We start from the raw sequence: 24,104 nt of genomic DNA, 5'->3' as shown, positions 1-24,104 counted from the left end.
TCTCAGCAGATCGCGCCGATCGGGGAGTTAACCCGGATCGTCCTGCGCTGCGGGTTTGTCTTCCATACCCCGGCTTTGCAGGGGAAGAGCCTTGCCCTTCTCTCTGTTCTGCTCTCTGTCATGCGCAGGGCCGCTCTTATCTTCGGGATCCGAGCTGCCCGTTTCCGGGCTCTTCATGCCGGGCGCTGTCATACCGGAACCGGCCATACCTGTCAGTTCGACGACGTTGGTCGGGAACGGGAGAGGAATACCACGGGCCTGGAAAGCCATTTTCAGGCGGCGATAGAACTCACGCTGAACCGGCCAGCGGCCTGACGTCACTGTGGGAAGCGTACCGCGTACCGTGACCGAGGTCGGATTGAGGGCATCCACACCCCACATCTGGAAATCGTCGATGATCAGGGCCTTGAACTTCTCATCGGCACGCATTTCGGCGGTGATGTCGTTGATCACGGCCACGACCTCGTCCGTATCCGTCTCATATCCTACCTCAGCCACGATAATCGCTCTCGCGAAATCGCGGTTGTAGTTGATGATCTGGCCCAGCGAGCTGAACGGGAAAATATTCATCGATCCGTCATTGGCGCGAACATGAACCGTACGAAGCGAAAGATGCTCCACCACGCCATATGTTCCGTTCAGCGTCACGGCATCGCCAACCGTCAGGGCATTTTCCATCAGCAGGAAAATACCGTTGATGAAGTCCTGCACGAGCTTTTGCGAACCGAAGCCGAGAGCCACGCCGAAAATGGACGCCCCGGCCAGAAGCGGGGCCACATTGACGCCGATCTCACTCAGCACGGTCAGGCCGATGACCGCAACAAGGATGACCATGAGCACGATACGGATCATGGGCTGGAGGGTCCTTACGCGAGCAACGCGCGCTGCACCGTCATCCAGCCCCCCGACCTTGCGTGCATAACGCTCAAGCATGATGTTGCTCGCTTCCCAGACGACCACGCCGAGCAGACAGGCGATCAGGACCGTCATGGAGGATGAGACGAGACGGTAGCCAAGCCCACCTGCCCCGAACAGGGCCTTGATGGGCGCGCCCCATGCACTCGCCAGCGCCAGCACCGTCAGGGCGATCACAATGATCGAGGTGACGCGCTGTGCAGGCGCATAGTAGCGGCTGAAACGTGTCTGGGCATCCTCGCTGAGCGTGATCCAGCCGGGTGCCGAACGAAAGACGCGCTCCAGCAGGCCGAAAAGTACGATGCTGACACAACGCATGATGACGAGCGCAACGGCGCTGCGCAGGAAGAGCTTCCAGATCGCGGCATAGCCGTGATGGATTTCCGCAGCCCATACGAGCCAGAGCCCCATGTCGAAGAACAGGGCAACGATCCACCACGTGCGCCCGAAAAGATGAAGCATGTTCGCGCCGAAACCGCGCCTGTCGCGACGCTCGCACAGACGCATGACACGTGGACGGCTGCGCAGGATCATGACGGCAACCATCAGATGCAGCACGAGCGTCAGGATTTTCAGCAGTGCCTCGATCACCCGATCCGGCAGACCGCAATCATCGAGAGTTTCGAGCGCTGCTGCCGAAATACCCGTGGTCACGATCAGCAGACGCATCCAGTCGAAAAGGAATTCGGATGCGGAATTCGACAGGAGGGCCAGACGAAGCCATGGCCGCCCAGGGGCGAGAATGGTCCTGATCGCAACGATCAGTCCCCCCGCAATCAGGGCGGTCAGACTCAGGGCACGCAGCAGGGCTGTCGTGAATTCATCTGCCGCAGGATCGAGCACCACGATCAGCAGGGCGATAAACGGCACGACCAGCACGGGCAGACAATCGAGCACGAGACACAGGAAGCTGTAGGGCAGACGCCGCAAAACCAGGGTCAGACGTGCAAGAGCCCCCTGATGCCGAAGCCGGTCGAGCCGTTCGCGATCCTGCTTTTCCTTGTCGCTCTCTTTCTCTTCATGCGCCTCGGCAGCGGCGACATACTCTTCCGTGGCAGGCTTCTGTGCCTTGTCCTCGGCCTGCCGGTCAGCAACATCCTGATCGGCAGCGTCCTGTGCTGCCGCCCTGTCTTCAAGCTCGTGCGATAGCGCAGCACGACCCTTTACGCGCGCCAGCGCTTCGATACGCCCACGAACGCCACGCAGAAGAAAACGCAGACCGTAGAAGAGACAGCTGCTCACGCCGGCCAGTATCACGGCGCGGATCAGGAGCTTGAGCGATTCCTGCCGGTCTGCAGGGTCGTTGCGCATATGCCGCCACCAGGGACCGATCGCCCTGACATCCACCACAGTGCGCAAAAGCGTATGGGCCTGCACACTTGCGGCATGCCCCCAGTCCGAGGCGCTGCCGAGCAGTTCGGCACCCAGCCCGTCAGGCTTGAGCTTCGGGCCCGTCTTGTCCGCCGATGCTGCCGGTGCCGATGCCTGCTGTGCCTGGGTGAGGTTCTGGAGCGTGGTGAGGAATTCACGACGCTTGGCTTCGTTATTGAGAACCGACGCCAGCTGGCGCGCCTGATCTGCCGTGATATGCGGCGCGTCGGAAGCCGCAGGAGGATTATCCGCCCGGGCGGCAGGCGCCCCTCCAACCATCAGGAGCAGGCAGGGCAGCAGGGTGACGAGTGTCAGAAACCGGGCACGCAGCATGGGTGCTCGAGAAGGGGACAGCATCGGGCGCATCCTCGCGAGGCAAAAGACAGGGTTGGAGGCCCTGCCTATACCGTCTTGAGGGGATGGGTCAAAATCCGGTCGCGTCCGGCCCGGTCGGCCCGCAATACGAGGCGCAACGACAGGCGGGGGCAAAGAAGCGCTGGTCGGACCCGCGTCTGGTTGTCAGGCTGCCTGCCAGTTCCGCGACGTTCCTGTTGGCGCATCGTCGCGGAAAGGCAGGGAAATCTCAGGCAGCGTTTGCCAGACGATGCTCACGCCACAGAATGGCCAGAGCCTCGACCAGAGAGTCGATATCGGCCTTGGTATGCAGCGGACCGGGCGTGATGCGCAGTCGTTCCGTTCCACGTGGCACGGTGGGATAGTTGATCGGCTGGATGTAATGGCCGAAACGCTGAAGCAGCGCGTCCGACAGGGCACGGCAGCGCGTAGCATCGCCCACCATGACAGGCACGATATGAGAGGGATTGGCCAGATGGGGAATACCCGCCCGATCGAGGCTCTCGCGCAGCCATGCGACAGCCTGACGATGCGCCGCGCGCTCCTTCTGGCTGGAGCGAAGATGGCGAATGCTTGCAAGCGCCCCGGCAGCGATCATGGGCGGCAGAGCCGTCGAGAAAATGAAGCCTGAGGCGAAAGACCGCGTGAAGTCGCAAAGTGCCGCACTGCCGGTGATGTAACCGCCCACAATACCAAAGCCCTTGCCCAGCGTTCCCTCGATCACGGAGAGACGATGCGCAAGACCGCGTTCTTCGGCAACGCCGCCGCCCTGATGGCCGTAGAGCCCGACAGCATGCACTTCATCGAGATAGGTCAGCGCATTGTACTTGTCGGCCAGATCGCAGATCTCCTCGATCGGCGCGATATCGCCGTCCATCGAGTAGACAGATTCGAACGCCACGATTTTGGGTGTTTCGAGCGGGATCGCCTTCAGCTTGGCTTCAAGATCCGCCACGTCATTATGACGGAAGATCATTTTCTCGGCACGCGAATGACGTATACCCTCGATCATGGAGGCATGATTGGCTGCGTCGGAGAGCACAACGCAGCCCTTCATACGGGCTGCGATCGTGCCGAGCGTTGCCCAGTTCGACAGATAGCCGGAATTGAAAAGCAGGGCTGCTTCCTTGCCGTGCAGATCGGCCAGCTCACGCTCGAGCGCCACATGCTCATGATTCGTGCCTGAGATGTTGCGCGTCCCGCCAGCCCCGGCCCCGCTACGGGAAAGGCTGTCATGCATGGCCTTGAGCACGTCGGGATGCTGCCCCATGCCGAGATAGTCGTTCGAGCACCAGACAGTGATATCGCGGCCCAACCCATGATGATAGGCGTGGGGGAACTGTCCGGCATGGCGCTCCAGCTCGGCGAAATGCCGGTAACTGCCATCGGCTTTGAGACCGTCGAGAGCTGTCTGGAAATACCGGTCGTAGATCGTATCTACCTGCGCCATCACGTGCTTCCCTTTGTTTCGCTCATAGCGCAGAACAGCTAATCGCGTTGCAGGGCAAGTTAAAGTCACGTTATGGGCTCATCAGTGCGCACAACGCGAGCACGATGCCGCGACAAATGCCCGCCCGGCCTCGGCTACGGTCTTCCGCCTTGCGTCAGGAACAAGGCGGCTCCCCGTTTTGCGCAATGCCATCCAGCTCGGGACAGGACCCGCTGAACTCGTCAAACCCAGCTGAAAGCGCGAACTCATAGTGCCGTGACGAGGTAATGTGCGCGAGATGGGTCCTGAGGCCCAGAGCCTGTAGCCCCTGACAGGTCGATCCGTAAAAATGCTCCGCCGCCGGATCGAGTATTTCATCGTCCTGATTTGTCCCGGCATTGAACCCGCGCCAGATCCCCGATTGTGCGGTCACGAGCGAAACATCGAGACTGATGCCGGTAAGAAGTCCTGAAGCCGCCCTGTCGCGCAGCACGCTCAAACTCGAGACATCCTGACCGAAACGTCCCAACCAGAGTTCGATCCCCCAGTCGATCAGCACAGCAAGCGCCAGAGCAGAATCACGATCGGCATCGATCAGCCGCCCCTCGTCCAGGATGAGCCTCAATCCGGCAGGAGGGAAGCCCGTCTCGGCGAGAATCTCCCCGAGCCTGTCGACAAAACGGCCATCCGGTATCGAACGATCCGTCAGGCTCGTCCCAAGACGACATCCGGGAGAAACCGATCCGACATGACGGCATATGGCCCTGATCGTGGACAGATCAGTGAATACGGAACCGGTATCCTGCTTTTTGCCCACACGCGCCGCGTTCAGTCGACGGCGACCGATCGACGCAGGCAGTTCGGCATCCCAGCCCTTGGGCCGGATAATACGGACGGAACCGCAATAACGGCGAACCCAGTGCATGACAGGGGACGTTGGCCTGTGAGCACGACGCATGCGGCTTTCCTGGCCTGAAGGAAGCGCGATCGATGCACGCCCCTGACAGAATACACCTCTCTGTTTCGGTTCACATGTCTCCTGCATCCCTGTATCGGATATTTGTGTGCCGGAGGTCGGGTTTACAGCACCAGTCATCCGATATCCCTCCATCCGACAGGCTCCCCAAAACCGATTCCGCTGCTCATATCTCCTGCCCGTGATAAGAAGATATCAGAATCCTCGTCATGCTTTGGCAAAAAGCCAACTTACGACACAGGTATAAGGACACGGGTATAAGAACGGGTTAACAGGGCGGGTGATGTGTGGTCTGGCTTCTGTATGAGACTGTTCTGCGTGCTTCCGCGACAGGCCCCGAGGATGCCGGACACGGTCAACGCGATAGAAAAGAACACAGATAAACACGCATCTTCGAAACGGGACTCGATTTCATTCTCCGGTCGCGCCAGAATGCGGAGTGAACTTGTCCAGTATGTGAAACGCTTCATACGCTCCCCTTTTCTTTTCCCCTGTCCAAGGACGAGACCATGTCGGCCTCCGCCCGCCCTTCCTATTTGTCCCAGATCCTGACCTATCCCCCTCTTCTGGCCCTCAAACCCTTCTGGCGCGTCACTTTTGCTGCCTTTCTGGGGTGGTTTCTCGATGCGTTCGATCAGACGGCGCTCCTGCTGACCCTGCCCGATATCTCCCATGATTTCGGCGTTACGATCAGCGCCATGGGCACCGTGCTTCTGGCGCAGAGCATAGGGCGTGCCGTAGGCAATACGGGCTGGGGCTGGCTTGCCGACAAATATGGCAGACGCCTCGCCTTCCTGCTTGGCGTGGTCTGGTTTGGCGTGTTCTCGGCCGCAACCGGGTTTTCGCATAGCTTGATGAGCCTGATCGTCATCCAGTTCCTGTTCGGCATCGGCTTCGGCGGGGAGTGGACAGCCTCTGCTGCCCTGCTGATGGAGAGCGTGCCGGGCAAGAGCCGGGCCATGGCCTCAGCCATCATGATGTCGGGATACGAACTCGGATTTCTGGCAGCAACCGCAGCACAGGCCGTGATCCTGCCTCATTATTCCTGGCGCCTGCTGTTCTTCATCGGTCTGGCCCCTGCCCTGCTCGCCCTGTTCATCCGCTGGGGCGTTCAGGAAAGCCCTGTCTGGACCCTGGAACAGGAACGCCAGAAAGGACTAAACGGTGCAGCACCCAAGCCCAAGGCGAAATTTGTGCTGACCATGGCTGCGGTTCAGGCCATTGCGCTTATGTCCTTTCTGGAGTTCCAGAAAGCGGCAATCTACAGCCTCTACCCCACGATCCTGCGCAATGTGCACCATCTGACACCGTCACTGGTCTTCTGGCCCATTGGGTGTTTCTGCATCGGCTCTCTGGTCGGCAAACTCTCCTGCGGCGCACTGGCAAGCCGGTTCGGTGATCTGCGGGTCATCATCGGTACACTGATCGTGGTGATCCTGACGATCTATCCGTTCCTCAGCGCCGACACCTATCCCGTCCTTCTGGTGTCTGCCGTGATCATGGGCCTTGCCGCTTCGGGGGTTTTCGCCCTGGTGCCTCATTATCTGGCCAAGCGCTTTCCCTCCGATACGCGCAGTTTCGGCATGGGGCTCAGCTATGCCATCGGCTCACTCGGACAGGGCATTGCAGGCAAGCTGGTCCCTGTTGTGGGCCGCAATCTGGGATTGCCGCTTTCAGCCCAGATTTTCGTCATAGGATCGAGCCTCATCGTCGGTGCCATTGCCTGGGCAGAGCCCGACAAACTACCCGGTGAAACCATGGAAACCGAATAGAAATCACGCCTCCACACGAAGCGTCAGGGTACGAGCGCCTGCTTTCAATCCGGCGCTCATCTATGGAAAAGGCCGGTGGTCATCCCACCGGCCTTTCTTTTTCCACAATGATCGCCGTGCCTCAGGCTGCCATGGCGTTGAGGCTGATCTGACGCAGGACGTTTCGGGCGATCTCGCGTATCGGCTCGTTACGAGACAGAACGAGCAGCGAAATCTCGACGTTGAATTCTGTCTTGATCGCTGTCTGGATTTCCACACCTGCCAGTGAGTCGACACCCAGTTCGTTGGGTCTTGCTCCCGGGTCGATGCTGTCGGGCTCGAGCTTGAGCACGTTGCCGAGAATGGATTTCACGTTATCGAGCACGAACTCGTAACGCTCCTCCGGTGTCAGGCTCTGGAGATGCGCAAGCTTCTGGGCAGACGTGTTCTTGATGCTCTTCTCACGACGGATAAGGCCGAATTTCGGATTGCGCTCTATGGCCCCATGATGGGCAAAGCAGGTTTCCCAGTCGATTGCCATTGCTGCCACGGTATCGCGGTCGCGATTGATCAGCGAAGTCAGGAAAGACAGGGCTTCCTGCCCAGGCAGAAGACGAAAGCCTGCGTTCTCGAAGAACTGAACCACATTCTCGTCTTTCGCCAGCATACCCACTTCGGCAATCGGTCCCCACTGCACGGAAACTGCTGGCAAGCCCTCCTTGCGTCTGGCACTGGCCAGCGCATCGAGCCAGGCATTGGCAGCCAGATAACTGCTCTGCCCAATATTTCCCGTGACCGTCACGATGGAGGAGTAGAGCACGAAATAATCGAGCGGGCAGTCGCGTGTGAGCAGATCGAGGTGACGCCCACCCAACACCTTCGGAGCCAGAACGCTGCGGAGACTGTCTTCAGAATATTTCGAGATCAGACGGTCGTCGAGAATACCGGCTGCGTGAAAGACACCCTTGAGTTCATGACCCGTCTCGAGAATATCTTCCTTGATACGGGCCACATCCTCGTAGCGGCTGACATCCCCATAGTGCAGCGTAACGCGGGCCCCAGCCTTTTTCAGTGCCCTGATCTGATCGAGTGTCGCCTTGTCGCGCCGTGCACTACGCCCCACAAGATGCAGATGACGCGCGCCGCTCGCCACCAGCCATGCAGCCGTCGCCAGACCCAGACCACCCTGGCCGCCTGTGACCAGATAGGCCGCTGAAGGATCGACTGGCCGTACGGGCTGACGCTGTGCACGTACATTCGTCAGATCCTCGTAAGACACGAGAATTTTGCCGATATGTTTGGACGAGGACATGAACTTGAACGCATCGCGCACTTCCGACGCGGGGTAGACCCGGTGCGGAAGAACCACCGTGTCAAATTTGCGCGAGAGATAGGGAATACGGTCGAAAATCGAGACGGCCTTGCGATGGTTCTGCGCCATCATGAGATCAAGATCGAAAGCGTGAAACGACACATTTCCGTTAAAGCTGAACTGGGACAGATCGCGCTTTTCCCAGATGTCCTTCTTGCCGATCTCGACAAAGCGCCCCGTATTGCACAGCAGCGCAAGGCTATGGGCCTGTATTTCTCCCGGCGAGCTGTTCAGCACGACATCGACGCCCTGCCCGTTCGTGACTTCGAGAATACCGTCATAGAAGGCAAGGCTGCGTGAATCCCACACCGCCTCACACCCACGGTCGAGCAGTATCTGGCGCTTTTCGTCATTGCTGGCCGTCGCGAACACCCGTGCGCCGATGATTTTCGCGATCTCGATTGCTGCAAGACCAACGCCACCTGCCGCCGAGTGGACGAGCAGGATCTCACCCTTCTTGAGGCGGGCCAGATCGTACAGGCAATACAAAGCGGTCGCGATGGCAATCGGCAAACCGGTCGCCTCATGCACCGTGACAGGACGTCCCTGTGTCTCGAAAAGTTCGAGCGGCGTTGCACGGAAGCCCTTGACCGGGATCGTCATATGCGAGGCAAAACATCCCGGATGACAGGTCAGATAGCGTTTGCCGATCTCGAAATTCCTGACCCCCTTGCCGACCGCCATGACCTCGAAACAGCATTCCATGCCCATTTCAACCGTATGATAGGTATCGAGCAGGAATTTCTCAGGCAGAACCGAAATGCCCTTGAGCATGTCCTTGAAGTTCAGCGATGTCGCGAGGACACGCACGAGGATTTCCCCGCGACCCGGCGGTTTGACGTCGAAGGCCTTGTAATGCAGACCGTCCAGCGTTCCGGTGCGGCTTTTCTGCAGCTTTATGCCCGGTGACCCCGGCAACTGTGCCAAGGGCCGGTCCGGCTGCCCATCGACAGGCATGAAACGTGGAACGAAGCGACGTCCTTCGCGCAGGGCAATTTCTGCTTCGTTATCCTCGTTGAGGATTTCGGCTGCCAGTGCAGTCAGAGCCTCGGTGCCGCTGAGGGTAGCAACGTCGATACTTTTGCCTCTGAACTCCGGGCGCTCGTCCACCAGCCCCTTGAAGAAGCCAAGGAGGGCTGCTCCATCCGGATTGACGACCGAACGTGATGAAAGAACGTCCTCCGGATCGAAGAAATTCGCGTTTTCCGACACATAGATTAGGCGAGGCTGCCTGTCTTGCCCTTCGAGTTTGAGACACTCGCCGAATTTGACGAGAGCGTTGACCTGATCGATGAGTTTTTCGAACGCGTAATCGGGATCCGGCGATGCCATATAAACAATGCCATCAAGCGCCAGTCCGGGCTCCAGACCGATCGTTTCCGCCGTGATATCGCCCGAACGAGGGGCCTCCAGAACCGTCACGCCATTCTCCTCGAACAGCGTTGCAAGCTTCTTGCGGGCCGCATTTTTATGCCCGACCAGAAGAATGGTCTTCGGCTCTGCAAAAAGGATCGATGCCTCGACTTCGACCCATCTGGTAAAATATTCCTGCGTCTCGACTGTTGTCGTCACGTCCTTCTGCGCACGTGGCACTTCGGCAAAGCGCAGCCCCTTGACCTCGGCGACGGGCATACCCTCAGGCGTGTAAAGACGCACGAACGCCTCGATCTGGCTGCGGCTGATCGATGTGATTTCGACACGCGCCAGAATTTCTGCATGTCCCTTGCCGAAACAGCTCAGTCTGTCGAAACCGACCGGCACATACATATGATCCGAAAAGCTTTCGGGCACGAGGCCGATCAGCGCATGCATGGCGCCATCCAGCAATGCCGGATGCAGGTAATATGCATCAGCCGCAGCGATCTCGTTTTCGATCAGGCCGATACGGGCATAGGCGATACGATCCTGCACGGCCAGACGCTGAAGTGTCTGAAAGCGGGGACCGTAGTGAAAGCCATGACCGCGGATCTTCTCATACAGGGCAGCCCCTTCGACGCCCTGTTCGAGCGCCGACAGAGCCTGCGCTCTGTCGATAACGGGCATGGGCCAGGGCGCTGCAGAAAGGATATCGACCGAGCCGTGATCGATCCACATCTCGGAAAATTCTTCCTTCGCGCTATGAAAGCGAAGACGCTTTCTGCTTTCCTCGTAATCGAGATAGAGAATGGGGTTATCACCCGACTGTACGACCAGAGGAGCGAGAATTTCGAAATTTTCCAGCACGACGCCAGTCTGGCCTTCAATGTCATGCCCGACGGCCAGAGCGGATTCGATAAATCCTGCTGCAGGCAGCAAGACGACATTGTCGATACAATGATCCTTGAGCCAGGGCACACCGAGTTCGGTCAGATCGACCACCCATGATTTTCCTGGTGTCATGGCGCCGAAACCGATCAGCGGATGACCCTTGCCGCCATGACGGAACCGATGCTCGCGTTCGTTTTCTATACGGAATATTTCGCGCGACCAGCGATAGGTCGGCAGGTCGATCAGCCTACCGCCTGTGATGGCCGGCCAGTCGAGGCGTGCCGTGTGCAGGATTATCGAGGCGACAGCGTGTTCGAGACATTTTGCTTCGCTTTCCTGCCTGTTGAGTGTGCTGATGACACTCAGCTTGGCCTGCTGTTTGTCGGCAACGGATTTCAGCGCCCGCCCGATGACCGGATGCGGACCAATTTCGACGAATTGCGTAAAGCCGTCTGCAAGACAGGCTTCGACAGCCGAAGAGAAGAGGACCGGCTGACGGGCATTACTGAACCAGTATCCGCAATCCGCACGATGATCCTCATCCACACGCTTGCCGTAAACCGTCGAATAGAACGGTGTCACGGCTGCCTTGGGCTCAAGCCCCGACAAAGCCTCCTTGAGCGAGGTTTCGATCCTGTCCATGACAGCGCTGTGGAAAGGAACATCCACATTGAGGATCCTGTTGAACAGGCCCTTTTGCGTGAGATGGGCGGCCAGGTGACGAATGGCGGGTTCCGGCCCCGCCAACGTGCAGGTCGTGGGTGCGTTGATGGCAGCCACACAGAGCTCGGGCGCCTCTGCCTCGATTAGCTCCAGCGCCGCCTCGGCGGAAAGGCCGACGGCAAGCATACGGCCCGTACCATCGAGCGATCCCTGAAGTTTACTGCGATAATAGATGACGGTAACCGCGTCTTCGAGGGTGAGACTTCCGCACACATAGGCTGCGGCGACTTCACCCATGCTGTGGCCGAGCACGGCATCAGGGCGAATGCCCTGCTGGGCGAGATATTCTGTGACCAGAATCTGGATGACGAAAATGGCAGGCTGCAGGATTGCCGTATTATCGATCCGGCTCTCTGCCTCACCACGCAGGATTTCCTCAAGGATCGAGCAACCTGATAGAGCGCTGAACAGCCTGTCGCATTCCTGTGCCAGAGCGAGAATGGTTTCTGGCGCTTCACGCAGCAGATAGCGCCCCATACCCCACCATTGTGGGCCAACACCGGAACAGACGAACACGATGCCACGACCGGCCTCTGCCTCGACAGTCGCCGAGATCATGTCTTCCTGACGCTGGTCCTTGAGATACGCCTCGAGCTTTCCTGCGAGATCCTGCTCGTCATGCGCAAGGACGAGCAGACGGTGGCGAAAGAGCGTACGCGATGTGGCAACGCTGAAAGCAAGATCGCCCAGATCGGGGCTGTTATTTCCCTCCAGACGGTCCCGATAGGCTGCGGCCATCAGTGGCAAGGATGTTTTCGAGAACGCCGTCAGGAGAAACGGGATCTTCCCGTTGATGCGACGCGCTTCCTGCGGCGCCTTCGCAGCGGAGAAACGATTTTCCGGACGGCGCAAAACGGCGATTGCATTCGTGCCGCCGTATCCGAATGAATTGACCCCCGCGTAACGCGCCGGCTCGTCGCCCCCAAGTGCGCGCCGCTCACCCATTGGGATCTCGAGATTCCACTCATCGAGATGAATGGACGGATTGATTGTTTTCAGTCCGGGCTGGGGAGGCACTTCCTGATGACGCAGGCACAAGGCTGCCTTGAGCGTGCCCAGCACGCCGGCCGCAGCCTCGGTATGACCGAGATTGGCCTTGATTGCGCCAATAACCAGCTTCTCGTCCTTGAAGCGGGCAATCGATTGCGACAATGCGTAGGTCTCGATCGGATCGCCGGCGGGGGTACCCGTGCCATGTGTTTCGACATAGGCAATCTCGCGCGGATCGACATCGGCCCGTTCCAGAACCTCCGTCATCAGACGCGACTGCGCTCCGGCATCGGGAGAGGTCAGGAACTGGGTGCGGCCATCGGAATTGACGCCTGTCGCACTGACGATAGCATGGATCGTGTCACCATCGCGTTCAGCATCCTCCAGACGCTTGAGAATGAACACGACGCTTCCCTCACCGCGTCCGTATCCATCGGCTGCCGCATCGAAACTCTTGGAGCGGCCGTCACGTGCAATGAAATGGCCCTTCGACATGAAAATCGAGGTCTGTGGACAGTCCATGAGGCTGACACCACCTGAAATGGCAATGTCGATATCGCCCTCATTCAGGCTGCGGCAGGCCTGATGCAAGGCCACGAGCGACGACGAGCATGCCGTATCGATCGACATGCATGGCCCCTGGAAGTCGAAGACATGCGCCAGTCGGGCGGAAAGCATGGTCGACGGGGTAGCAGTCGCTGCGAAATGATCGCGCACGGTCGGCAGATTATAGGGGCTGGACGTATGCGCATGGGCATCGATCGCGAAGATGCCGACAAACACACCCGTTCTGTGGCCGGAAAGGCGCGCGGGCAGGATGCGTGCCGTTTCCATGGCCTCCCAGGTCACCTCGAGCAGGAGTTTCTGCTGCGGATCGAGAATCTGCGCCTCTCTGGGCGAGATTCCGAAAAACAGAGGTTCGAATTCGTGGATGTTCTGCCTCAGGAAACTACCGCGCCGCATATAGGTTTTCGACGGGGATTCGATTTCCTCGCTGTAAAAGCGTTTTACGCTCCAGCGCTCGTCCGGAACATCGGTGACCGCCTCGCCTTCCGCGCACAGGAAAGACCAGAGCTCGTCGACATTGGTAATGTTGGGAGCCAGACGGCAACCGATCCCGATAATGGCAATATCCGACGTTTTGCTACGCGACATGGTGTAACTCTGATCCTGCTATGACTAATGAAGAAGGCTTAGAGCCTAGTTGCAGTTTAATATTCCGAAACATTCCGACACAAAAATAGATCACTCACTCGCTGCCTGAGAGCGCGCGAAGGCGTCAGACAGTCTCTCACGGTCCAGACGGCCATCGATCGACCAGGGAATGTGGTCCACCGACATAACCCGCACAGGTGGCAACGTAGGGTAAAAGGCTCTCAATCCCTGCGCGAGGCTTTCGGCGTCGAAATCTTTCGACGAAGCCAAGGCGATATTGATTCGTGTCCGCCCCGTTTCATCCAGAGAAGTAAAGCTCCCAAGTTCTCGCTGCTGTAGCAGGTTCCGCGCAATATCATCCACAATTCCGAGGTCGAATTTCTCACCTCCGATAGATACAAGATCGTCTACGCGTCCGGTGATACAAAGCATGCCATCCGCGCTGACATGTCCGCGATCACCCGGATAGAACCATCTATCCGAAAAACGTCGTGCCTGTCCCGACCCTGTATCGACATAGCTATCCAACAACCCAGAGCTTCGAATTCTGACGATCCCCTCCACACCGTGAGAAAGAGGCTTGTCATACGCATCGACGATCTGCAGCGTAACCCATGGCAAGATCGTGCCGACCATAGTGTCGGCGCTGAATCTGGCTGCATCTCCCAGCGCAAGCGCGCCGCATTCATCGGCACCATAAGCCGAGATGACGTTAGGCGTGAGTTTCGCAATTGCCCTATCACGCAATACCTGATTGAAACGCCCACCGGTTACGATGAGCTTGAGTGTATCCAACGGCTTCATACCAGGGGGCAACACTTCAAGAATGTGAGCCAGATGACCTGGCGTCACGACCGCAACGGTCGGTATCTTGCGTGCAATCAGAATACCGATATCGGTATGGCTGACAAAATTCAGAGGCGATCCTGCGCAGAGCCCGGTGCACCCGACGATAAATCCGGTCAACGAAATCACACCGATGGTCGACAGGATATGAGGATGGGTGGCCGCCACAGCACTGAGTGACTGATCCTGAAGGATCATATGTGTGATCGCCATTTCCGCCTGGCGGAAAGTCATGGCAAGTACACGCCGCTCTGCATCAGTACCTGCAGCAATTGCATAGCGACACACAGCATCGTAATCGATCGCCAGATTGCATCGTTCGGCCGGCGCCTGCGTGACGCGTGAAAACCAGGCTTCGTTGATTTCCAGCACCTGGATTTCCTGCAGGGACAATCCCCCCACGGAAATGACGACATCAGGCTCCAGAAGCTGGACATCTCTGAGAAATGTCGGGTTCGAGCTCTCCGGCAGAGACGCACTGGCAAGCCCGAGCGAGGCGAGAGATAGGATAAGAACCCAGTGCCAGTATAGATTACCGCAATGAATTCCGACCAGACGAGGATCCACTTCTCTGAGTTTGCCCAGAGCCTGGGTAACCGCAGTAACATCCCTGTCCAGCTGCCCGAAAGTCCAGTCCTGCGCCAGACTGTCGAAGGCAAGGGATTGCGGGTTTTGCCGAGCGTGACGCAGGGCCATGACATGAAACATAGACAACAATCCCTAAATACAAACGGGGCGGCTACGAAAGCCGCCCCGGGTTCCCTTGCGAACAGGACCCGTTAGACAGTACGAAACTCAGCCCACCTGAGCTCCAAAAAGCTCAGTTGGCGGGGCTTGAACAAGATATGGCCCCCCTGCCAATACTTCGATCGCCACAATACAAACCGCATCGGATTGACGATCGCTCAGGTCCAGCATCGCAGCTCCGGTGGTCCATCGTTGATGACCATCCTCAATATTGGACCAACCTTCAAGCGTTTCATTGTGAAGATGATCGGCCATATAACGTGTCCTGTCGGCTTCCCATATCTGGATATCTCCAATCAACACACCCAAACGGCGCCTGTCGTCATGAAACGGTCCAACGACATCAGATGGCCGCGACACCCGCGAGACAATACGCACACGCTTCGCATCCGGCGGTAGCATGAAAACACTTGATCGGTTGACGACACGCATCTTGCGCATAACGCGACCGCTCTCATCAATCAGATGCAGATCGGGATCTTCGATAACTTCCGGTATCTGCACTGTCTGTCCCAGATTGAGAAAAGCAGCACGATGCGTAAGCGAGGCATGCAAGGGTTCCACAAAACCCCGATCAACACGCAGAGATGCCGCGGCATTATCTTCCCATGTGTTTTCTGACGCATTGAGAAGATGTACGACTGCACCTGGCTCGGCAAAACGCTTGCGATCGCCAGTATCCAGATAGCTTTCGCTCAGCGCGCCATCGGCCCAGAGAATGGAATGCGCATCGGTTTCAACATGATAGTAGTCGAAATGCGTGATCGTACGATCATAATAGATGCTGCGACCGTTCACGAGCATACGAGCCGGCACGAAGGCTCCGTTGAGATACATGGCATGTTCGGGTGTCACGAGCAGGTCTTTGTGCGGCACACCCTCGCTCAAGGCATTACGCAGGATACGTACCGGGTAACCAGCTTCGTCATCATCGAGCCATGTTCTGACAATCGTTGATCGATGACCGAGCCATATAACCTTACGATACTCGGTCGCTCCCTCAACATAAGCAGCGACACGATCCCCCACAACGAGATTCTCGACCGCAATCTCGCCGCGCTCTGTCAGGATCATTGTTCCCCTTAGAAAGCACTTGTCATAAACGATGATTGTGCTGCCGTCGGTCGGATCTCTTTCGAGATGATAATCGCTTGCCGCATTTCCGGCCGTGCCCCGCACATCGGCACTCCAGACAACCTGGCCGGCTGCGTTCACGATGCTGATTGTGCTGTTGCCGTAAACAATGCGCTGACCATCGGTCCAGTTGAGCGTGTCGACATCGATGCGCCCCTTCCATCCGATGCTGATCCCCTTGAGAACGGCGCCCGACTGCACGACAAGTAACCCACCGGGACCGTGCCCTTCCTCGCAGATTCCGGAAATGACTGCGTTGGTCAATGTAGCACCGGAATTGACTGTCAGCGTACCGCCTGCCGCAATCACCGCACTCATCAGATAGGACCGGGCGTCGAGCGTCGCCGCTGCAGCAGCCCGAACGGAAAGAAGGGTCATTCTGGCCCCGCCATCGGCAAGCAGGTTTCCGCCCGATCCAAGAGTGGTAGACAGAGCCGTCGCACCGGACCCGACATGAATAAGGCCGCCCGCAGAAGCGATACAGTTGCTTGCGAATGCACCAGCGCCGAGCAGCTGAGTTCCTGCACTGAATAGCGTACCGACAGCAGAACCGCCAGCCGAGACAATCTGTGTACCACCCACAATGCTGCCGATGTCAGTACCGCCGCTTGCGAGCGCTTCAGTCGAGCCTATATCGAACTTACTGGCTGAGATGACACCCGGCCCCACAAACGATTGCCCCTTGAGTGTAAAACCGCCACCCGCAAGGCCGACGCCGCCAGACTGAACGTGAACGTCGACAACCAGCCCCGCCGCCCCCCCGTAATTCGACATCTTACTAGCCAGCACGCCACCCTGGGCACCGATAGTCGCACCACTCACGACACCATCGTTGATGGCAGCAAAACCACCACTATCATACGCTGTACCGCCAGCCGCTGATCCTTTGCCACCGGCAAGCACCACGCCACCGGACACTGCCGTCGCTCCATAAGCGACCGAGGCCGCAGACCCGATAAGCATGGCCGGATTATTCGTCCCACCAGCCCCAAGCCCTGCAACATAAGCATTGGTCGTCGTGTAATTCACGCCGGTCGTGATGAGCGTTGCGCCACTCAGCACCCGATATGTCGTCGGACCGATCTTGGTAATCGAGGCGTTTCCACTCATACCTGCGGAAGTAATACCCATTTGCCGACATCCCTTTAGGAACCCACAAATCAGACCGACAACACGGCGCCACCCCAGGATTTACCTACACATCCCAGGAATACGATCGAATTTGCTTCTGGTTCGTTCATAATTACTTAACTTTCCCAAAATTGCATACAAGAATCCTATGCGCAATAAGGATGTATATAGGATATTACTATACTATACTTCGATATTCAGTTTCCAAAAAGAAAACACCGATGAACCATATGACGCAACCCAATGATTAAAAAAGATTTTTACCTCTCAGCAATAAAGGGAAGATTTCGGACTCAGATAAATATGCGATGTGGCATTCAGCGATGCGAATGCGGCAATACTAATAATACCGCGCCGAGGAGCCATAATTTTCTCAATCGGATCGCATTAATTATTCTGGATGCTGGCTCGAATCCGTACACAAGAGACATGAGCCGTCAGAGCAGCTCATGTCTCTTGTAAGGAGGGCTTTTATCCGACCGAGGAAAACACTTCGTTTTCGGAGGAACTGACTCGATACGGCCCACCATCCAGAACCTCGATGCTCACCATTGCAACAGCATCAGCAGGCAGCTCCGACAGACAGAGCAATGCACGACCGGTGGTCCAGCGCATTTTTCCAGCCTCTTTATTGGCCCATCCCTCCAGCGTATCACGTGTCAGATGGGTATCCAGATTACGGGTTTGCCCCGCTTCCCAAATCTGGATTTCACCAATCAGCACACCAAGGTGACGTCTATCATCCAGAAATGCGCCGACGACATCAACTGGGCGCGCGGTGCGAGACACGATGTATACGTCGCCAGCCTGAGCAGGAACCATGAAGATATAAGCTCCATTAGCCTGGCGTACGGAGCGATACACATGCCCATCATTATCGATAAGATGAAGATCAGGATTATCAGTTACCGGCATTTGGGTATGGCTACCAACAAGCCCCATTGCATTCGCCCTATCAACCAGAGAGGCGAAGAGAGGCTCAACGAAATCACGCCCCACACGCAAGGGCGCCGCCGCATCCGTCTCCCAACTACGCTCGGGAGCATTCAACAATCTTACAACCGGACTATTCTGAGAGAATGTCTGACGATCACCGGTATCCAGATAACTTTCACTAAGCGCACCATCCGACCAGATAATGGAATGTTCATCCGTCTCGATATGATAATAATCGAATTGTGTGATTGTGCGATCAAAGAGGATGCTTCGTCCGTTGACAAGCATGCGTGCCGGTACGAAAGCGCCGTTCAGATAGAGCGCATGCTCCGGGGTCACCAGAAGATCCTTATGGGGCACGTTCTCTGCCAGTGCGTGGCGCAGGATGCGAACAGGATAGCCCGCCTCATCATCCGGAAGCCCCTGACGCACGACGGCCGAGCGATGCCCAGTCCATATGATCTGACGCAACTCCTCGCGGCCGTCGACATAGGCCAAGACGCGATCACCCACGTTCAGATTTTCAACAGCAACCTCGCCACGATCCGTGCGAATCATTGTCCCTTTCAGAAAGCATTTATCGTAGACAAGGATCAGGCTCCCGTCGTTAGGATCACGCTCAAGATGGAAGTCTTTCGCTGTACTTCCAGTTAACGTCGCCACGCTTCCCTGCCACAAGACATTCGAGCTGGCATCAAGGATTGTGGCCGTACCCCCCGAATACTGGACTGTGGCGCCAGAGACGAATTGAACGCTATCGACATCGAGGCGGCTCTTCCAACCCATCGATGTCACACCGCTAAGCACCGCACCTGAGTGAAGCACAAGCAATCCCCCGGCAGCGCCATCCGAGGTTGTACCCACGATCGTGCCATTGAATAATGTTGCACCTGAGTTGAGGGTCAGAGTACCACCGCCATCAATTACTGCGCCCGACAGCACAGCTGCAGCCTCGGCAGTCGCAGCACCCGCGGCCTGAATCTCCACCCCCCTAACCAATCCATAAGGGCCGACATGAAGACTTCCAGCAGAGCCTACGGTGATGGACGAGCCAGTTCCACCTGAATATACCTCGATACGCCCCCCGGCAGAAACAACAGAACCACTCGCATAACCACCATACGAGATAAGCTGCGTTCCAGCACTGAAGATCGATTTGAACGCGATACCAGCTGATGAAACAATCTGCGTCCCACCAATAATACTCCCCACATCCGTGCCACCAGACACCAGAATCTCGGTCGAACCAATATCGAACTGTCCGCTAGAGATAATTCCAGAGCCTGCGAAACGCTGACCTTTGATGGTAAACCCACCGCCCGCCAGACCATAACCACCAGCCTCGACATGAGTATTGCGCACAACACCAGCACCGCCGTCGTAGCCCGAAACCTGGGAGGCTAGAACACCACCATTCGACCCAATTGTAGCACCATCGACATAGCCACCGTTCGCTGCAACGAAAGAACCACTATTGAGAGCGGTACCCCCTGCTGCCGTACCGCCATTAGCGCCCATCGCTACGCCACCAAAACCGACCGTCGAGCCTGAAACGATACCCCCAGCTGAAGCGAGGAGCAAAGCTGGATAATTAGTCCCCCCCGATTGCCCAGGGAGCGCACCCGAGTTTTCTGGCCCATTACCAAATCCAGAGACGATCGCCCCTGAAGTAACATAGCCTCCCCCAGTAACAGCAAGCGTGGCACCACTCAGAACTGTGTATTTACCGCTCGACGACGTAATCTGAGCACCACTTACCGAGACGTTGGACGTAATAGCCATTTCTTCTTCCTTTGATAGCAGACTCGACATGCAGGGCGATCGCGCTGCAGACAGACATCACAACCGCGGAAAAATTTACCGTATATTAACCATTCGCCCGCGCCCTTTAATCCACATTGGGTTGTTTATAAACAAACAACCACACAATTCAACCTGTACAGTCAATAAAATTCACAATTTTTATCTAATCAATTTTTTTGACATAAGAAGTAATGGTCAGGAAACCGAAAGAAGTCCACCGCCCTACCGAAACGACCATCGTGAACGGCACATAAACCTTCGTTATATTTTTTTATTAATGAATGATAGTTTATAAATTTTTTGTATATATCGAAAATGTCCGCCATTTCCCGAAGTTATATCCGTCAATCTTTCCCATTCCATAAGCTTTCTTTCAACAGGACGAGCGCCAGCGCATCCCTGTGATTGACGGATTACCGGAGATTATTTAACGGCGCACAATAGTTTTCTTAACGAGCCAGCATCATAGCACCGACGGACTTCTGCCTGAAAACATCAGCGCTTTATCATGAGACAGAGAGGGCCTCGGGCGCTATGACTGCATTGTGGCTCGGCGCCCTACAGCTTGGATTACATGCAACTGAAGACGTGCTGATCTGCAGAAGGCGCGAGAAACCTTGGCGAGGACGGAATATTTATGGGCAAAATCTTTTTCCTCAACCCATTCGGTACCGATGCGATATCGGGAGGGGTCAAGGTTACCTATCAGCATGCAGAAATACTCGCCAAAAACGGCTATGAAGTTGCTGTCTATCAGCCAGCAGGCAAACCGAGCTGGATAGATATTTCGGACCGCATAACAATCTGTGACAGTTTTCATGCGAGTGCAGGCGACGTTCTTGTTTTCCCCGAGATCCTCGTCGAGCCTTTACTCGAGATAGCGAAATCCCCATTCCCTGGGAAAAAAGTCTTATTTTGTCAGAATTCGTTCTACCTCTACAGCTACAACTACAGCGGCAGCGCATTGCTGGAGATGGGTTTCGAACACTTCATCGTTCCTGGACATGAGACGGCGCGTTCTCTCGCTTCTGTTCTACGAGTCCCGAATATCCACGTTATCCCCAATTCGGTCGATACCGGACTCTTTTACCCGCGCGCAAAGCGTATGTGCATCGCTACCAATCCACGCAAGTGGCCTGGCGAGGGAGGAAACTCTCCCCTAGCTTATCTGATCATGTCGATGCTGCATCTCAAATATCCGGACACTGCTGATGTTCCATGGCTGATGCTGGAAAAAATGTCCCAGAGAGAGGTTGCTGAGGCTATGGGCAGTTCGGCTATTTTCCTTGCCCTTTCGCGGCAGGAAGCCCTGCCCCTCACCCCACTTGAAGCCATGGCGTCACGTTGCGCACTCGTCGGATTTCATGGAACCGGAGGGAAAGATTACGTTTCGCACCGTAATGGATACTGGTTCTCACCCGAACAGTGCGAGGAAATTGTCGATTGCCTCGCCGCACTTATTTTTGATATTCCACAGCGCGCGCCACACGTTGAGAGAATGCTCGATGAGGCCCAGAAAACGGCTAGCACTTATTCGCTAGGAATGACATTTCAAGCGGTCATGCAGGTTTATGGCGAGATTTGTGCCGGTTTCGGCCCACGGGCCTGATAAAAATGGATAAGTATCGAAATTATGGACAACATGCCAAGTCAGGTCGGCCCAGAGGGAATTCAATTCGATTTTCAGGATGGATGTCGCATCAATATCCCCCAGGGTAAATGGCATGTAGAGATAAGTGATACGACAACGCAGACTCTGCTGTTCTCACAGGACACCTCCGGCGGACTGATCTCAAGCACGAAAAAATATTTCGTGCCGCTCGCTTTCAAAATCACTCGTGATGGAAAGACAGTCATCGAGCATCATCTCGATCTGACTGGCCGGGAGATACTTATCGATATGCATCTTGGCGGAGTGGGCGATCATCTGGCCTGGATGGGTCATGTGGAGGCTTTTGCAGCAGAGCATTGCTGCCAGATCACATGCCTTGTTCGACCTGGGCTAGCCGAGCTTTTCGAGGGACAAAACGACAGGCTATCGATTACCGAGGATAAAACCTTTCTCGTTCGTCCTTTTTATGCACGTTACAAGGTCCTGATCTTCTTCAATGATATCAACCGTGATTATCAACCGACCGACTACAGGCAGGTTGGACTGGCTGTCACCGGGGCCTATATACTTGGCCTTACGCCCAAAGAAAGACGACCCAGAATACGCATTGCCGAAGGTGGCAGGCCGATTGAACAGCCCTATGTCTGTATAGCCACACAAGCTACAGGTCATAATAAATACTGGAATAATCCGCAGGGCTGGCCGCGTACCATCGCTTATCTCAAGAAAATCGGCTATCGCGTCATATGTATAGACCGTGATCGTGTTGGGGGTCAGGGAACGATCTGGCATCACATTCCTCATGGCGTTGAGGATATGACCGGCCTTATACCTCTCAGCGAGCGGGCTCGCTGGCTGAAACACGCCTCATTCTTTATTGGCTTATCGAGTGGGTTATCATGGCTTGCCTGGGCGTCTGGCTGCCCGGTCATCATGATCAGCGGTTTTACAGAACCTCTCAATGAATTCGATAGTCCCTATCGCGTCATCAACCGTCATGTATGCAACAGTTGTTCCAATGATGTTACAATTGAATTTGAACGCCTGAACTATATGTGGTGCCCGCGCCACGCCAATACAGAGCGTGATTTCGAATGTACAAAAATGATCTCCCCCGAACAAGTCGAAAAAACGATCAACCGCTTAATTGCCGATTTGCGAAGCGAAGCCTGAAATGAGCAAAATCGAAGCAATCATCGATTCGATTCTGAATTTCGATGGGGTAGCCGCGCCGTCGGATCAGGGACAGCAAATCCCATCGGCTCCCGACACGGCACCGCAAACGGTGTTAGAGACGCCAATCGAGATGGTCACCGAAGACGCTGGGACAAGCCTGCTGACAGAGGCAACGCTTCCAGCATCGGAGATGCAAGCCACCTCTGCCAATGCTGAGTCACATGCTGCAGGCACAGGCAGTGCGTTTCCAGATCCATCACCGCATCCTACCCAACTTGCTGATCATGGGATTGCGTTCGATTTCAATGCTGGCACACGCGTTAGTCTCCCCCCAGGACGCTGGCGTGTAACACTGACGGACATGGAACGCTCCGTCTGTCTCTACAGGGAAGAAGCCAGTAACTGCATGGTGCTGGGCTCAAAAAAATACTTTATCCCGACCCGGATCGAAATTCATTCGCTCGAACTGGATCAAACGGCGTTTGTGCATGAATATGATTGCCGGAACAAAGACGTCGCAATTCTACTCCCCGGTGGCACATTAGGCGATGCCATCGGATGGTTTTCCTATGCCGTCAAATTTCAACAGAAGCATGGATGTCGTCTTACAGTTGGAATGAGTACGCACGCATGCAGTCTATTCTCCGGCCAGTACCCAAGCGTCCGATGCTGCACTTTCGATGAATATGAGAGTGAGAGGAACAAATTTTACGCAACCTACTATATCGGCCTTTACTTCACCGATGAGGTACATGACTGGCAGCCATCCGATTTTCGCTTGGTAGGCCTCCACCGAACTGCGGCCCACATTCTGGGCGTGGACGATACAGATTCACCTCCCAGGATCAATCAATGGCCGATCAGCGAGCGTCCAATCGAAAAACCCTATGTCGTGATCGCGACACAGGCGTCCAGCCAATGTAAGTACTGGAATAATCCGTACGGATGGTCGGCGGTTATCGAAAAACTCAATGCTTTGGGCTACGAGGTCGTCTGCATAGATCGCGAATCTGTCTCAGGAAACCACAATCACTGGAACTATATTCCGCACGGGACACGAGACGAAACAGGCGATCGCCCTTTGACTGAGCGGGCTTACTGGCTTCGCCATGCCGCATTTTTCATCGGCCTATCCAGCGGGTTGTCTTGGCTTGCATGGGCAGCAGGAACACCGGTGGTCATGATTAGCGGCTTTACTCATCCCTCGAACGAGTTCCACACGCCGTATCGTGTGTTCAATCCTCATGTCTGCAATAGTTGCTGGCACGATATCCGCACGCCCTTCGAACACGGTAATTTCCTGTTCTGCCCCCGACATCAGGACACGCATAGACAGTTTGAGTGCACTCGCCTCATCATGCCCGAACATGTGCTTGCTTATTGCGAGACCCTGCATCGTCAGCTGACAACGGCGGAAGCCGGGTGAAACATGGCGC

Annotated in this window: 11 protein-coding genes; 4 read left to right on the top strand and 7 right to left on the bottom strand. The window is 56.1% G+C overall.

The window, feature by feature from the left end:
- Window positions 1-27 precede the first annotated feature (27 nt).
- From NF685_RS09075 to NF685_RS09065, 3 genes are all read right to left on the bottom strand, one after another.
- Window positions 28-2,643, bottom strand: a complete 2,616-nt coding sequence (locus NF685_RS09075; RefSeq protein WP_252849395.1) for a mechanosensitive ion channel family protein — start codon at window positions 2,641-2,643, stop codon at window positions 28-30.
- A gap of 226 nt (window positions 2,644-2,869) precedes the next feature.
- Window positions 2,870-4,090, bottom strand: a complete 1,221-nt coding sequence (gene hemA / locus NF685_RS09070; protein ID WP_222548098.1) for a 5-aminolevulinate synthase — start codon at window positions 4,088-4,090, stop codon at window positions 2,870-2,872.
- Between the two features lie 154 nt (window positions 4,091-4,244).
- Window positions 4,245-5,027 (bottom strand): EAL domain-containing protein, encoded by a 783-nt coding sequence (locus NF685_RS09065; RefSeq protein WP_252849394.1) that lies wholly within the window; start codon window positions 5,025-5,027, stop codon window positions 4,245-4,247.
- A gap of 527 nt (window positions 5,028-5,554) precedes the next feature.
- On the opposite strand from NF685_RS09065, the gene NF685_RS09060 reads away from it, so the two are divergent.
- Window positions 5,555-6,817, top strand: coding sequence for an MFS transporter (locus NF685_RS09060; protein ID WP_222548100.1), 1,263 nt, complete (start codon window positions 5,555-5,557; stop codon window positions 6,815-6,817).
- 121 nt (window positions 6,818-6,938) lie between these two features.
- Here the strand turns inward: NF685_RS09060 and NF685_RS09055 are convergent, their stop codons facing one another.
- The 4 genes from NF685_RS09055 to NF685_RS09040 form a co-directional block, all read right to left on the bottom strand.
- On the bottom strand, window positions 6,939-13,283 hold the full coding sequence (locus NF685_RS09055) for a type I polyketide synthase (protein WP_252849393.1): 6,345 nt from the start codon (window positions 13,281-13,283) through the stop codon (window positions 6,939-6,941).
- A 90-nt stretch (window positions 13,284-13,373) separates the two neighbouring features.
- Window positions 13,374-14,837 carry an AMP-binding protein gene (locus NF685_RS09050; RefSeq protein WP_252849392.1) on the bottom strand — a complete coding sequence of 488 codons (1,464 nt, stop codon included), beginning with the start codon at window positions 14,835-14,837 and terminating at the stop codon, window positions 13,374-13,376.
- A gap of 87 nt (window positions 14,838-14,924) precedes the next feature.
- Complete coding sequence (locus NF685_RS09045) at window positions 14,925-17,141, bottom strand: Hint domain-containing protein (RefSeq protein WP_252849391.1); 2,217 nt, start codon at window positions 17,139-17,141, stop codon at window positions 14,925-14,927.
- A gap of 471 nt (window positions 17,142-17,612) precedes the next feature.
- Window positions 17,613-19,889 carry a Hint domain-containing protein gene (locus tag NF685_RS09040; protein WP_252849390.1) on the bottom strand — a complete coding sequence of 759 codons (2,277 nt, stop codon included), beginning with the start codon at window positions 19,887-19,889 and terminating at the stop codon, window positions 17,613-17,615.
- Window positions 19,890-20,517: 628 nt separating this feature from the next.
- Between NF685_RS09040 and NF685_RS09035 the strand changes: the two genes are divergently transcribed.
- Genes NF685_RS09035 through NF685_RS09025 form a run of 3 tightly spaced genes read left to right on the top strand, consistent with a single transcriptional unit; the run spans window position 20,518 to window position 24,094 of the window.
- Entirely contained in the window at window positions 20,518-21,489 is a 972-nt protein-coding gene (locus NF685_RS09035; RefSeq protein ID WP_222548105.1) for a glycosyltransferase family 4 protein, read from the top strand.
- Between the two features lie 24 nt (window positions 21,490-21,513).
- On the top strand, window positions 21,514-22,665 hold the full coding sequence (locus NF685_RS09030) for an autotransporter strand-loop-strand O-heptosyltransferase (RefSeq protein ID WP_222548106.1): 1,152 nt from the start codon (window positions 21,514-21,516) through the stop codon (window positions 22,663-22,665).
- A 1-nt stretch (window position 22,666) separates the two neighbouring features.
- Entirely contained in the window at window positions 22,667-24,094 is a 1,428-nt protein-coding gene (locus tag NF685_RS09025; protein WP_252849389.1) for an autotransporter strand-loop-strand O-heptosyltransferase, read from the top strand.
- Window positions 24,095-24,104: the final 10 nt, after the last annotated feature.

Source organism: Asaia lannensis NBRC 102526, assembly GCF_024054035.1.
GTDB classification, from domain to species: Bacteria; Pseudomonadota; Alphaproteobacteria; order Acetobacterales; family Acetobacteraceae; genus Asaia; species Asaia lannensis.
The sequence above is the reverse complement of the archived record's forward strand: the minus strand, read 5'-3'. Positions and strand labels throughout refer to the sequence as shown.